Annotated in this window: 13 protein-coding genes; 1 reads left to right on the forward strand and 12 read right to left on the reverse strand. The window is 44.4% G+C overall.

What is annotated here, in order from left to right; genetic code table 11:
• Position 1: 1 nt before the first annotated feature.
• From P0108_RS00550 to P0108_RS00605, 12 genes are all read right to left on the reverse strand, one after another.
• Positions 2–418 (reverse strand): hypothetical protein, encoded by a 417-nt coding sequence (locus tag P0108_RS00550; protein WP_012913895.1) that lies wholly within the window; start codon positions 416–418, stop codon positions 2–4.
• 172 nt (positions 419–590) lie between these two features.
• A complete protein-coding gene (gene mltG, locus P0108_RS00555; RefSeq protein WP_012913894.1) occupies positions 591–1,781 on the reverse strand; it encodes an endolytic transglycosylase MltG in 1,191 nt (396 codons plus the stop codon).
• A gap of 45 nt (positions 1,782–1,826) precedes the next feature.
• Positions 1,827–2,285 carry a Holliday junction resolvase RuvX gene (gene ruvX / locus P0108_RS00560; protein WP_004110340.1) on the reverse strand — a complete coding sequence of 153 codons (459 nt, stop codon included), beginning with the start codon at positions 2,283–2,285 and terminating at the stop codon, positions 1,827–1,829.
• Positions 2,286–2,339: 54 nt separating this feature from the next.
• Complete coding sequence (alaS, locus tag P0108_RS00565; protein ID WP_473730671.1) at positions 2,340–5,024, reverse strand: alanine--tRNA ligase; 2,685 nt, start codon at positions 5,022–5,024, stop codon at positions 2,340–2,342.
• 206 nt (positions 5,025–5,230) lie between these two features.
• Positions 5,231–5,476, reverse strand: coding sequence for a hypothetical protein (locus P0108_RS00570; RefSeq protein WP_116431894.1), 246 nt, complete (start codon positions 5,474–5,476; stop codon positions 5,231–5,233).
• On the reverse strand, positions 5,476–5,922 hold the full coding sequence (locus tag P0108_RS00575; protein ID WP_116431895.1) for a DUF948 domain-containing protein: 447 nt from the start codon (positions 5,920–5,922) through the stop codon (positions 5,476–5,478). Before P0108_RS00575 ends, P0108_RS00570 begins: the two co-directional genes overlap by 1 nt.
• Before the next feature lie 150 nt (positions 5,923–6,072).
• Complete coding sequence (locus P0108_RS00580; RefSeq protein ID WP_076002649.1) at positions 6,073–6,747, reverse strand: histidine phosphatase family protein; 675 nt, start codon at positions 6,745–6,747, stop codon at positions 6,073–6,075.
• 141 nt (positions 6,748–6,888) lie between these two features.
• Positions 6,889–7,515, reverse strand: a complete 627-nt coding sequence (gene rpsD, locus P0108_RS00585; RefSeq protein WP_004105277.1) for a 30S ribosomal protein S4 — start codon at positions 7,513–7,515, stop codon at positions 6,889–6,891.
• A 436-nt stretch (positions 7,516–7,951) separates the two neighbouring features.
• Positions 7,952–8,734: an ABC transporter ATP-binding protein gene (locus tag P0108_RS00590; protein ID WP_004110329.1), complete on the reverse strand. Its 783-nt coding sequence runs from the start codon at positions 8,732–8,734 to the stop codon at positions 7,952–7,954.
• 2 nt (positions 8,735–8,736) lie between these two features.
• On the reverse strand, positions 8,737–9,948 hold the full coding sequence (locus P0108_RS00595) for an FtsX-like permease family protein (protein WP_473730672.1): 1,212 nt from the start codon (positions 9,946–9,948) through the stop codon (positions 8,737–8,739).
• A 38-nt stretch (positions 9,949–9,986) separates the two neighbouring features.
• Positions 9,987–10,400 carry a DUF4418 family protein gene (locus P0108_RS00600; protein WP_410310980.1) on the reverse strand — a complete coding sequence of 138 codons (414 nt, stop codon included), beginning with the start codon at positions 10,398–10,400 and terminating at the stop codon, positions 9,987–9,989.
• A 142-nt stretch (positions 10,401–10,542) separates the two neighbouring features.
• Positions 10,543–13,575, reverse strand: coding sequence for an ATP-dependent helicase (locus P0108_RS00605; RefSeq protein ID WP_473730673.1), 3,033 nt, complete (start codon positions 13,573–13,575; stop codon positions 10,543–10,545).
• Between the two features lie 189 nt (positions 13,576–13,764).
• Here P0108_RS00605 and P0108_RS00610 point away from each other — a divergent pair, with 189 nt between their 5' ends.
• Complete coding sequence (locus P0108_RS00610) at positions 13,765–14,346, forward strand: xanthine phosphoribosyltransferase (RefSeq protein ID WP_004110321.1); 582 nt, start codon at positions 13,765–13,767, stop codon at positions 14,344–14,346.
• Positions 14,347–14,516: the final 170 nt, after the last annotated feature.

Below are 14,516 nucleotides of genomic sequence, written 5' to 3' on the forward strand. Positions count from 1 at the left end.
ACTAACTACCAAGTATTGATTGGGTTGTTATTGACAGCAATGCTGCGAGTATTGCAGATATTGCTTCTACTGGTACGAATGGTATTGATGCGTTGATTGGCGAGCAGATTTTGCAGTAAATTTTCCATAGCAAAAGCCAAAGTAAGCCAACTGCTCCAACTAAAGCGAACCAGTAAATTAAGCAGTAAAAGCCGAATAATACCAAGGCTTGCGCAATCATCGACGCGCTCGTAACATCTCCGAAGCCAATAGCATTTTTTGCGGAAATTTTTCGCATACTCCAGTAAATTACAAAAATAATTACGCAAGAAATCCAGCCGAAAATAAGCACGCTAATATTTCTAAACAAAATAACCGAATATATGAGATTCGCAAAAGATTGAAAAATTCCTGCAATAACAACCCAAAGTCTTGGCACTACGCGACTTTTTATGTCAGTTGCGCAAACTGAAATTAAACATGTGAGCGTTGGCAGCACCGATAGTATCGTAATAATTAATTGCTTCATTAAAGCAGATTACGAAAACTTGCGAAACTGTTACAACCTCAACACATCTATGTGGTTAAAAGCTATATTTTTATTTAACAGTTTAGTTACCTTCGGGATTGTTACGCTTGTACTCGTCGCGGAACTTCAAAAAGTCGTCTTTGTTATCCGCAAACTTCGTTTCGCCAGTTTTCAAATTCGTGGTGACGAAGTAAAGCCACGGACCGTCTTGAGGCTTAATAGTAGCAAGAAGAGCGTTGTCTCCAGCAATGCCAATAGGCGTAGGAGTCAAACCCTTATGAATACGTGTATTATACGGATTATTTGCATCGTCAAGCATTGCTTGCGTGAGTTTAATAGGTTTTACTCCCGCGCCGTAACCAACAGTAGAATCCATTCCTAACGACATATCTTTTGCCAAACGGTTCAGTATTACGCGAATAACTTTGCCATAATATTCGCGATTATTCACTTCAGCTTCGGCAATAGATGCCATAATTAAGGCTTTTTCTCTATCTTTACCTTTAGGAATTCCAAGAGAATCAAGTTTTTCAATACGCTTTTTTACCATTGCGGAAAGAATAGCATCCGCACTTTTCATAGCTTTTACGTTATAAACTCCAGGCTCTAGCCAGCCTTCAACACTACCGTTTGCTTCAGCAGGCAGAATTCCTGCAGCACCATCAGCTAACGCAGCCTTGAATTTATCTAAACTTATTCCAGATAATGTTGAAGCTTTTTGCAAAACGTCTGCTGCGTGATCCCCTGCACGAACTTCAAGGAATCCGCCTGCTTTTGTTTGATCTGAAAGAATATCAACTACATCAATAGCAGCCATATGTTTTTTCAGTGAGTAAACGCCAGGATACAAAATTTTATTATTTGCAGAAACAGCTGAAGTAAAAGCTGATTGAGATTTAACAACATTTGCCTTAACTAATTTGTTGGCAACGCTAATAGCACCCTCGCCGGTGTCAATAGTAAACTCAACCGTTCCAAAGCCTGGGCCTGGCCAATCTGCAACAGACTCGCTATTTTGAGATAATTTCCACGCGCGAACCGCACTGTATCCAAAATATCCAACAACAGCTAATACGAATACGAGCAGAATAGATAAAACGACTTTTGCTCTACGCCTGCGTTTTTTTGCTTCAAGACGAGCTTTAGCACGTTTTCTGGAGCTAACAGTCGAAGACTTGTATTTAGAAGAATTAGATGATTCTGACGACGGCTCGCCATCATGCTCAGTCCACTTTGCATGTTTGTCAAAAAATTCATCAAAATTGTCAGACACGCTATTCTCCTCTTCGCTATTTCTGCTTTTATTCGATTTTCAAAACTACTCTGCATTATTTGCGTCAAGCGCAGACTGCAAAATCAACACTGCCGACTGCTGATCTACCATTGGACGATGCTTTTTAGTAGAAAGATCCGCTTGCAAAAGCTGACGATGAGCACTTACTGTTGTCAAACGCTCATCTTTCCAAACTACTTCTGGCATATAATCCAACGCCCAATCTTTTTCGTCATGCAATATTTGCATGCGTTTTATTAGATTCTTCCCCCAGCGCAGAGCTTTTTTAGCAGATTTTCCTTCAGTGCCATCAAGTTGCAAAGGCAAGCCTATAACAACTTTTTCTACATTGTTATCTTCAATAACTTCAAGCACTTCATCTATAGCATGGAAGGAATCTCCAAACACTTGCACATTACCAATAGGATGTGCAAAGGTGAGACCAGGGTCGGAAAGTGCAAGTCCGACCCTTGCGTCACCTAAATCAATACCTAACCACACCATATTTCGTGTTGCTTTTGGTATAGATTCGTAAATTTTTAAGCTGTAAAACACGCACTAGGCGAGCTTAGCTACTTCTGATTTCGCAGCTTCGAGAGCTTCATCAAGCTTAGAAGCATCTGTACCACCGCCCTGAGCGAAGTCTGGCTTGCCGCCACCGCCGCCACCAAGCACCTTGGAAGCAGTACGAACCAAGTCGCCAGCCTTAGCACCAAGACCGCGAGCAGCTTCGTTTGTAGCTACTGCAATCATTGGTCGATCGTCTTCATTAACACCAGCAAGTGCAACAACCACTGGAGCATCTTCACCTAAACGAGCACGAATATCTAGGACTGTCTTGCGCAAAGCATCGAATGAGCCAAAGTTGCCAACATTCTTAAGAGCCAACTTAACTTTTTCGTTACTATTCTTTACTTCATCAACTAATGTTGGTACAGCTTCATTTAATTGAGCTTCGTAAACAGAAGCAAGCTTACGATCAGAATCCTTCATCTTGTTAAGCAAAGATTCCAAACGTTCAACCAACTCGTCTGGGCGAGCATTAACCATGTCTGCTAATTGCGCAACCAAAGTGTGCTCGCGGGCGCCATACTCGTACGCTGCCTCGCCGCAAAGAGCGTCGATTCTGCGCACACCAGAGCCAATAGAAGACTCGGAAAGGATTGTAACCATACCAATCTTTCCGGTGCTCTTAGCGTGAGTGCCACCGCAAAGCTCGCGGCTCCAACCGTCGCCGATTTCAACAACGCGCACAACATCGCCGTACTTTTCGCCGAACAAGTGCATTGCTCCAAGCTTAAAAGCGTCGTCGATTGGCATTTCCTTAGGAACAACCTGCAAATCGTCGCGAATACGCTCGTTTACGCGAGCTTCAACGCGAGAAAGCGCATCCTTATCAACAGCCTTTGGCCACTGGAAGTCGAAGCGCAAGCGGTCTGGATCAACCACGGAACCGCGCTGAGTTGCCTGTGGACCAAGCTCTTCTCGCAAAGCCTTGTGAAGGGTATGCGTAGCAGTGTGGCTTCGAGCCAAAGCAGCTCTACGAACCTGGTCAATATTGGTGTTTACAGGAGCACCAACGCTAAGAGTTCCTTCGGTAAGTCGGCAGCTGTGAACAATCAAATCCTTGATTGGTCGCTGAACATCGTCAACTTCCAAAATCGCGCCGTCATCGGAAATAATCTCGCCCTGGTCAGCAATCTGGCCGCCGCGCTCAGCGTAGAATGGCGTGCGGTCGAGAATAATCTCAACGTTTGCAGGAGCAGTAACGCTTTTAACAGAGCCTTTACCTGCTTCAACAATTGCCAAAACGTTAGAACGGCTGGAGAAGTCAGTGTAACCGAGGAAGTCAATTGGCTTTTCGAGAGCCTTCTTAATGTCGTCATAAACGCTAACATCCACATTGTGGCGCTTCTTCAAAGCATCCGCGCGAGCGCGACCTTTCTGCTCGCTCATAAGCTCGCGGAACTTAGCTTCGTCGACCTTAACACCCTGCTCGGCTGCCATCTCAAGAGTAAGCTCAATTGGGAAGCCGTAAGTATCGTGCAAAGTAAACGCGTCGGAGCCGCCAACCATAGGGTCATCCTTGTGCTCTTTCTTAGCTTTTTCAACAGTCAAGTCGAGAATAGTTGTGCCCTTTTCAAGAGTGCGACGGAAAGCGTCCTCTTCACCGTAAGCCGCTTCGCTAACCTCGTGGAAAGTATCGTTAAGCTCTGGATAGCTTGGTTCCATAGCAGCCTTAGAAACTGGGAACAGCGTTGGCAAAACTGGATCTTGAACGCCGAGCATACGCATTGCGCGAACAGTTCTGCGAAGAAGACGACGAAGCACATAGCCGCGGCCAACATTACTTGGGCGCACGCCATCGCTCATAATCATCAAAGCGGAACGCACGTGATCTGCTACAACGCGGAAACGCACGTCAGCATCATTATTATCGCCGTACTTTACGCCACTAAGCTTTTCCGCAGCTTCAATAACTGGGTAAACTTCGTCAGTTTCGTAAATATTTTCCTTACCTTGCATAAGGTAAGCCAAACGCTCCAAACCAGCGCCGGTATCAATATTCTTCTGATCAAGCTCGCCAGCAATATGCAAATCAGTTTTAGACTTGACGTTATCTACCTGGTAGTTTTCAAAAACCAAATCCCAAATCTCAATAAAACGAGATTCGTCAGCAGCCGGACCTCCATCGCGACCATACTTAGGACCGCGATCCACGTAGATTTCGGAGCATGGACCGCCAGGACCAGGACCGCCGGTAGTCCAGAAGTTATCTTCCATACCGAAAACTTGCATATGCTCTGGGTCGAAGCCTTCGTTCTTCCAAATTGCGCGGGCTTCATCGTCGTCAGTATAAGTAGTAACCCAAAGCTTTTCAGGGTCAAAACCGTAGCCGCCCTTATCTTGAGGAGTTGTCAAAAGCTCCCAAGCGTAGTGAATAGCTTCCTCTTTAAAATAATCGCCAAACGAGAAGTTACCAACCATCTGGAAGAAAGTGCCGTGACGAGTAGTCTTACCAACTTCGTCAATATCTAGAGTGCGAACGCACTTCTGATTCGAAGCCATACGACGCGAAGGAGGCGTCTGCTCTCCGAGCAAGTAAGGAATAAACGGCACCATGCCTGCGATAGTAAATAACGTAGTTGGGTTCGGCGAAATAAGAGAAGCCGAAGGAACAACCATATGACCATTCTTAGCAAAATAGTCAAGATAACGCTTTGCAATTTCTGCTGTGCGCATACGTACGAACTCCTTGTGTAATTTTTAGCAAGACCCACGCAAACCGTCACAAATAACCGTCACAAACAAAAGCCACATGCAACGCCCACACGAAATCGTGCCGCATGACGCACGACGCAATCATGCAAACATTCAATATAGTACTTCAATACTTAACTTAACTAAACTTAGCAAAGTAACGAAATTATGAAAAACTTGTTTTTTATTTAAAATTCCCTATTTCTACGATTAGCATAACGAGAATTAAGCTCAGCTTCATGCTCTTTACGGCTAGTATTGAAATCTTTAAACAATCCCATTACTGTGCGCAATGTGATATTTTTCGGTTCCTCATCAAAAATAAAACGACTAGCAGAAGACGGCATTTTTGCTTTAACATATGCACGAGCCTTCGTAACTGTAAGAACACCAATTACAATGCCAATAAACATCCAAAATAAACGCTTGAACATTACTCTCCCCTGCCTGCATTATTAGTTGCATTCTTATCAGAGGATTCTTTTGAAACGTTACGATTGGCACTATTCTTGTCTGTTGGCACAGTCGGCTTATTGAAGAAAGAAGAAACAGTATCTTTTAGAGCGTAACCAGCAGCTGCAATTTTTACGAGCGGTTTTCCAAGGAAAGCACCATACAAATCAGTAAGAGCACCAATATTCGTAACAGTTGTGCGCGTAGCTCCTGAAACAGCGTTTACATCGTCAAGAGTCTTATTAACTTGCTTAATCGTCGTCACAGACTCGTCAATTGCAGGCATCGCATGCTCACCCGACTCTTTGACAGTTTTCGCAATCTGATCGAACAACTTGCCCAATCTAATTAGCGGATAAATCAAAAAACCCGAAAGCACAGTAAACGCAATCGCGGCAATAAGAGCAGCTATGTCTCCAACGCTCATCGTAACCTCTTTCTGTACCATTTTTGCTTAAGACTTCACCGCGCTGAAAGCTAATACAACAGCAAATCAGACTACAGTTAAAACCATTCGCAATGACTTAAGACTAACGAACGGTAACGACGCATACGTTAAGAAAGCTGTAGCAAAAAGCTACTCGTTGTAGCCTTGAATAGTAATAGCGTTATCAATAGGTTTAGTAGTGTCAAAATCGAGCCTAGTTACGCTTCCGTTTTGAGGGCGTTCGCTTAAATCGTAGCCTGCAGGCGCAAAACGGTGCATAAGACTTAGCAAAGTGTTGCCATGCGAAATTTGCAAAACATTATCTCCATCGTTAAGCAAAGAATTTGAAGCGATTAACGCAAAACCTTCTTCTACGCGAGTCCAATATTCGATATCTGACTCGGCATCGTGGAAAGGATCCGCTTCTTTAAGCATGTCACGAGTGGCTGCAAGCCCAAATTTTTCAACAATTTCGTTATAAGTGTGCGCTCCGTGAGGCGCTCCTGCAGCCCACCAAGCCATTTGCATATCTTGACCTTCAAAATAGCCGTAGCATTGCTCACGAAAATGCATATCGCTTACAAGCTTTGGACGCGCGTTACCGGCAGCTTCATTTACGTCGAGAATACACTGAGCCGTGATTTGCGCACGCGTAGTATCCGAGCAGTAAGCTGCAGCAAAAGTAATATTTTGCAGCTTTTTTGCGGCAGTATCCGCATCTTTCAAACCTTTTTCAGTAAGCGGAGAATTTGACCAGCCTTGCAGTCGATTATAGCGATTAAATAGCGTCTGTCCGTGACGCACTAAATAAAGATGCAGCAACATAGCTCCATTATTGCACTAAGCGGTACATAACTGTCGAAAACACCAAACAAACCGATGAAATCGACAAAAACGCATTGACCCCTGCCACGCGAATGCGCAACAGGGGTCAAGCGGTATGTCCTTAAGAATTAAATCGGCGAATTAACGAGCGTAGTATTCGACGACGTACTGAATGTTGACTTCAACTGGAATCTGATCGACTTCCGGCTTACGAGTCAAAGTAGCCTTCAAAGAGGCAAGATTCACATCGAGGTAACCAGGAACTGCTGGCAAAACGTCGCGATGAACGCCTTCTGCAGCCATCTGGAATGGAACCATGGTCTGGCTCTTGGCACGAACCTGAATGGTCTGACCTGGCTTCACACGGTAAGATGGGCGATCGACAAGATTGCCATCAACCAAAATATGACGATGCACAACAAACTGACGAGCCTGGGCGGTGGTGCGAGCAAAGCCTGCACGCAAAACCAAAGCATCAAGACGAGTTTCCAAATCGGTGAGCATTGCGTCACCGGTCTGGCCTGCAGTGTGCGTACCCTTCTCGTAAGCAGCACGAAGCTGCTTCTCGGAGATGCCGTACTGAGCGCGAAGACGCTGCTTCTCGCGAAGACGTACTGCGTAATCGGACTCGGTGCGACGACGAGTGCGACCGTGCTCACCTGGAGCATATGGACGCTTCTCGAAGATACGCTGAGCCTTTGGGGTTAAAGCGATGCCGAGGGCGCGAGAAAGACGCACCTGACGGCGAGAACGCTGAATATTAGTCATAACTAATCCTTTAATTCTGTCGTTATCTGAACGGAACGTGAACCAAGTTTTTAGTCAATCGCAAAATCGCCTAAAAATTATTCACGCTGAGCCGGCCTCTCCAGTGCTTCTTCGTGCTAACACACGAACGCGCAAGTATTAAAACGTTGAAATAACGCCATAACTACCGCGCGCCGACCCACTGATGGGCTAAGGCTCCAGATGATGCTTACACAAAATAGGCATCGTTTCTGATTCTACACACCACTAAGAATAATTGTTGATATTTTTCGTACTGAGCGCGAAACTCACGTTGTAAGTTCCTCGGCAAATGTTCCACAAACCAGCCAAAACGCTCGCGCGAGTAACGCGCTCGCTTGCGAAACTCGCGTTGGAAGTCCACTGGACTTCCAACTTTAGCGAGTTTCCGGATTGAAGTGCCTTCGCGCGCTACGCTTCAAGCGCTCCGGCAAGTCAATCCGCAATCCATTGTGTATGTGCGATCCGCACAGCGAGCAGCCTCAACATCGTGAGTTACCATGAGCACTGCCACACCATTTTTTGCAGCCTCGCGCAACATTTTCACAACTATGCGAGTATGCTCTACATCCAAATCGCCAGTAGGCTCGTCAAGAATAAGAAGCTTTGGATTGTTTATTAGCGCGCGCACAATCATTACGCGACGCATTTCACCACCCGAAAGCTCATTTGGGTAGCACCACAGTAAATCTTCAATATGCAATTGCTTGCAAAGTTCTAACGCGCGAGTCTCGTTTAAATCTTCGCTTACTTCAGACTTACTTACTTCAGCCTTACTTATTCCAGACTTACTTACTTCACAAGCACTAGCTGCAATTTGCACAGGTAAAAGTATGTTGTCATGCACAGTAAGATTTTGTAAAAGCGTCTGCGATTGCGTCACAAAACCTATATCACATGCGCGCAAACGAGACATTTTTGCATCACTAAAAGTGCGTTCAGAAATCTCTTCGCCGCAAACTTTTACACTTCCATGCGTTGGCTTCAATAACCCAGCAATCAAATTTAGTAAAGTAGATTTTCCGTTACCTGACTTTCCAACGATTGCCACAAAATCGCCGCTATTTAGCGCAAAACTCACGTTATTTACTGCAAAAAATTTGTGTTTTCTGCGCATAAATTCGCGAGTTACACGAGTAAGCTCAACAACAGGTAAAATATCAAACTCATTACTTGGCAGTTTTTGACTCTTATCTTCCATACTTACTCACCTGATCTAAGTGTCAAATACGTTTCGCGCATAGCAATGCGCAATGTGGTAAGTGCTGAAGCTACAACAACTGCAACAAGCGCAAGTAGCACAGACGCTAACATAAGCACTGCTACTGGTAGCGCAGTCACTTCCAAATACGGAAGCTGCAATTGTTCAGAAATAAGAGAACTGTAAGGGAACAATATAAGACTTGCAGACGCAACACCCAATACTCCACCAACTAAGCCAAGTATCGCAGATTCCCTAACGACAACGCCTAAAAGCATATTTCTTGTTGTGCCAAGTATGCGAAGAGAAGCAAACTCTTTTTTGCGCTCGTTTACAGATGTTGAAAACACTGCAACTAAAACTAGCAATCCAACTAGCCAGCACGCAGCAATTATAAAAGTCAACGTGCGAGTAAAAACACCAAGATTAGCTTGCGTAGTTGCTGTAATTCCGCCCGGAAAAACTATGCCAATGCTTGAAAGACCAGTTGTTTTGCGAATATTTTTTGCAACTTCTTGCGCGCTGTAACCCTTTTGTACTTTTACAAGTACTGCAGAAACTGCTTTTTTAGCATATTCCTTTGGAATAGCAGTGTGCCCTACTTTCGTTGAATACTCAACTACTTGCGGCACACTTTCGCGTCGCACAAACACTGAATTATCAATGCTTGTGCCGGTTTTTGCAAGCTGTGCAGCTACAGGCCATTGGTGTCCAAAAAGACGAACAGTATTCATATAAGACACGATTACATTTGCGCCAGCAATCATCTCACCTTTTTGTAACTTCTGCTTATGTTGAGAATAAATCCAAGGACCTATAACAAAATCAGAATCGGGATCAAAACCAATAATTTGCAATTTTTCAGCGCAACATCCTGCAGAAAGCGAAGAAATATACGTTTGTACACTCGCCTTTTGCACACCCGGAGAGTGTCTTACTAAATTCTCAATATCGTTAGTGAAATAAAAAGTGCTTGAACCACTGTTTGTAAGCAACGCTTCTGCCTTAGTGTGCGTACCTTGAGGGATAACCATAATATCGGCTCCCATGCGTTCTCGCATACTGTTCAAGCCGCGTTCAAGATTCATAGAAATCAGCGAGCCGCCGAAAAATATTGCAGACAAGCACGCAGATACAACAATAAGTGCAGCAGTGCGCAATGGCTTGCGTTTAAGATTTTCCAGCGGCAATCGCTTTAGCGTAATAGTGCGCATAATTTTGCTTTAGTAAGCTTTTCGAACTATTTGAACTATTAATCTTCTTTATTATGCAAATACACGGAAACAGCTGCGAATACCAATGCGAGCACAGACAGAACAATCAGCGTTGGGCGCATAACTGATGCACAATGCATCATTGGGCTCTTGCACACGCCAATAAGGAATGTTGTAACAGCAAGCATAAGTAAAGCGTTCACAACTACAGCAATATTTAAACCAATGCGAACATTTTCTTTAACGAATAGCGCAATAATTCCAAGTACTGCAATAACTAAGCCAATTCCAACGGCTGCACGACCTGTGTAGTAGCATGCCATAGGTTGCATCATCATATGCATTTTTTGCATGCCTCCGGTTGAGCATGGCTTTGCAAACGTCAATGGCGCAACGACAATAAGCAAGCCGAAAATAATTGCAGGAATTGATGCGAATAATTTGTTTTTCATAATTTATACCTCATGAAATGTATGTTTTTATTTTTTAGTGTCACATTTTCGTTAATGCAACACGCTTCTCAGCGCTCACACCAGCAAACGCCACGTCCTTGTTAAAAATTTATCTTACATTAAAGTGCATAAATAAAAGATTTTACAATTTTTCGATTGGTGCAACTCTAAGCATTAGTCGCTTTACTCCATCGGAGCCGAAATCGACTGTAATAATTGAGTTTCTGCCCTTATCTTGCGTTGCTAACACGGTTCCTAAGCCGTAAGTATCGTGAGTAATTTTGTCGCCAACTTGGAAGTCTTGAATATTTAGATGATTGTCTTTATTCATAACTGCAGAAGTTGAACCAACTTTTGTTGCGCTTGTTGAAGTCGCAGTTTTTGCAGTAACTTTGCGCGTTTTTACTGCACTTGACTTAGACCAATTCGATTTAGAATAAGACGAGCCGTAAGAAGAACCGTAAGACGAGCCGTAAGAAGAACCGTAAGACGAGCCGTAAGAAGAACCGTAAGACTTGCTATAAGACTTTTCGTAAGAGGAGCTGTAAGAACTCGAGCCATACGATTTATTTCTTCCGTAAGACTTAGAGCCATGCGATTTTTCAGAACCGTAAATGCTTCCACCATAAGTTGTTTTTTCACTAAACGCATCGCTATAATCGTCATCCCAGCCGCCAAAATCACTATCAAAATCGCTATCGAAATCATCGCCACGCCTAGACGAAGCGCCCCAACGCTCAACATCAGACTCTCTGCGCTTCCAATCAATCAAATTATCTGGAATCTCATCCAAAAACTGGCTTGGAAGCATATCTTGAGCCTGCCCCCATTGCGCACGAACAGCAGCACGAGTAACATACAAACGCTGCTTAGCTCGAGTAATACCAACATAAGCAAGACGACGCTCCTCGCAAAGCTCGCCATCGTCTTCCAAAGCGCGAGAATGCGGAAAAGTTCCCTGCTCCATGCCAGTTAGGAACACAACCGGATACTCCAAGCCCTTAGCCGTGTGAAGCGTCATCAACGTAACTTTACCAGTGTCCTCATTTTCATCCGGCAATTGATCCGAATCAGCCACAAGCGCCGTCGTTTCAAGGAATCCAGCAACACTAGCATCCGGCGTATTCTGCTCATACTCAGCTGCAACCGACTGCAATTGCGACAAATTATCCACGCGAGCGGCATCTTGAGGATCTTCAGAACGTTGCAAATCCTCCAGCAAACCACTGTCGTTCAGTATGCTGTCAATAACTTTAGAAGGTTTCGAGTCATCGTTTTGCATACAAGTAATTAAATTGTGCATAAGCTCGCGGAACTCTTTAAGCTTGGTTGCAGTGCGAGTTGGCATGCCTTCGATTGACTCCAAATGCTCCAAAGCTTGCCAGAAGCTAACTCCTTGTGTTTGAGCGTAAAGCGTTAGCAAAGCCTCCGCACGCGCTCCAAGCCCACGCTTAGGCACATTCAAAATTCGGCGCATATTCACATCGTCATCTGGGTTTGCCATAGATTGCAAGTATGCGAGCGCATCTTTTACTTCGCGACGCTCGTAAAACTTCGTGCCGCCAACAAGTTGATACGGAAGACCTGCTTTAACGAGCGCATCTTCCAGCGAACGAGACTGTGCATTAGCGCGATACATAATCGCCATATCCGAATAAGCAACGCCCTCTTCACCTGCTAATCGCGCTATTTCTTGCGCAACCCAAGCTGCTTCCTGTTGAGCACTGTCTGCTGCATAACCAGTAATTGGAGTGCCCTTACCTAATGCCGTCCACAATTTTTTAGGCTTTCGTCCTTGATTATGCGAAATAACTGCATTTGCAGCATCCAAAATAGTTTGCGTAGAGCGATAATTTTGCTCAAGCATAATAGTTGTAGCGTTTGGGAAATCTTTTTCAAAGTCTTGAATATTGCGAATATCTGCTCCGCGGAAAGCGTAAATCGACTGGTCGGAGTCGCCTACAACTGTGATTGATGCAGGAGTGTTATTTTGCTGAGATGGATTTGCACTATTTTGCTTTACATCCACTCCAGCAAGCTCGCGAATAAGCTCGTATTGAGCGTGATTCGTATCCTGGTACTCGTCTACAAGAATATAGCGGAACTTATGGCGGTAATATTGCGCAGCTTCTGGTACTTCGCGCATGAGTTGCACAGTTCGCATAATTAAATCGTCAAAATCAACCGCATTTGCTTGAGATAAACGATGCTGATATTCCGCATAAATAGTTGCGTAAACAGCTTCAGAATTGCCAGCGTGCGCAATTTGTTGACCTGCAACACCAGGCTTGTAATCGTTAGCATACATGTCTAGTTGCTCACGCCAAGTGATTAAACTATTTTTGCAATCCGAAATCTTGCCCAAAATGCTGCGTGGCGTAAAACGCTTAATATCAACGTTAAGCTCTGTTGCAATAATTTTTACTAATCGCTCGCAATCGGAAGTATCGTAAATAGAAAAGCCTGATTTTAAGCCAATATACTGTCCTGATCTGCGAAGTATTTTCACACATGCAGAGTGGAACGTCGAAACCCACATAGTATTTGCTTCGCTACCAATAAGTTTGCTTAAACGTTCACGCATTTCGGCAGCTGCTTTGTTTGTAAAAGTGATGGCAAGAATTTGGCTTGGCCAGGCACCTTTTTGGCTTAATATCCAAGCTATTCTTCGCGTAAGAACTCGCGTTTTGCCGCTTCCAGCTCCTGCTCCAATAAGCAGTGCCGGTCCGTCGTACTGGACTGCTTGAGATTGTTGCGGATTTAAGCCGTCGAGTAGTTTTTGCGCGTCAACTGCAACTCTAGAATGTGCGAAATTTTGGGAATATTCTTGAGATTCTTGAGGAAGCAGTTCTTGTTGGGCAAGAGCTTCTTGTTGGGAAGGCACTGATTCTTGGGAAGGCACTGATTCTTGAGGAGGCACTGATTCTTGAGGAGGCACTGATTCTTGATCAGACGCATATTCTTGCTGCGTAAAATCAGGCTCTTTAGCGTAAGCGTCAGCATACTCGTCGTAACTGTAGTTGGCATAATCATTCGCATCCGCAACATTCTCGTAAAAACGATCGTCAGAATCGAACGAATCAACTGGATTCCCCAACAAATCACTTACATATCCGTAATCGCTATCCTTTGCACTCATATTTGCATTCATACTTGCGCCCATACTTACGCTCATACTTGTACTCCATTAATGCTGCCAATTATCTACGTTTTAGCTTCAGCAATAAAACGCCCCCACGTTTTAATTGCGCACGTATTTAATCAGGTTTACCACATGCTGCAGTCGTTTTTACTCATATTGTGTCACGAACTTGGGTATGCTTGAGCGTACTGCAATGTAATTGTTCGTAAGAAGGGGCGCATCGTGCAAGAACTGGAAGAACGCATTCTCCAAGATGGTATCGTAAAACCAGGCAATGTATTAAAAGTAGACGCTTTTTTGAACCACCAGTGCGATGTGAATTTATTTGATCATATGGGAGCCGCTTGGGCTGAGCATTTCCGCGACGCAAATATTACTAAGATTCTTACGATTGAAGCTTCTGGTATTGGAATTGCATGTGTTGCAGCACGCCATTTTGGTGGAGTTCCTGTGGTTTTTGCAAAGAAAGCTCAGTCGATTAATCTCGATGGCGACCAATACGTATCTACGGTATTTTCTTTTACAAAGCAGCGCGAGTTTCCGGTGATTGTGTCACGTAAGTATTTAAGTGCGGAAGATCGCGTGCTTATTTTGGATGATTTTTTGGCGAACGGCAAAGCTTTGCAAGGATTAATCGACATTTGCAATCATGCTGGAGCTAGCGTTGCCGGCATTGGAATCGCTATCGAAAAGGGCTTCCAAGGTGGTGGAGATGCGCTTCGTGAAGCTGGATATGACTTGGATTCGCTGGCGATTGTTGACGCGATGGATCCTGTTGATGGGTCGATTTCGTTCCGTAAGTAGCGCTCCGACCTGCTTTCGCGCTTAGAGCGTAGCGCGCGAAAGTAACTCGGAGCGGAAACTCGCTAAAGTTGGAAGTCCAGTGGACTTCCAACGCGAGTTTCGTAGCGAGCTTATTCCTCACGGCTATTGGTAGCCGTTCGGCTGATTTGGCATGTGAAGCACACCGTGCT

It is taken from the genome of Gardnerella sp. c10Ua_244 (genome assembly GCF_055818055.1).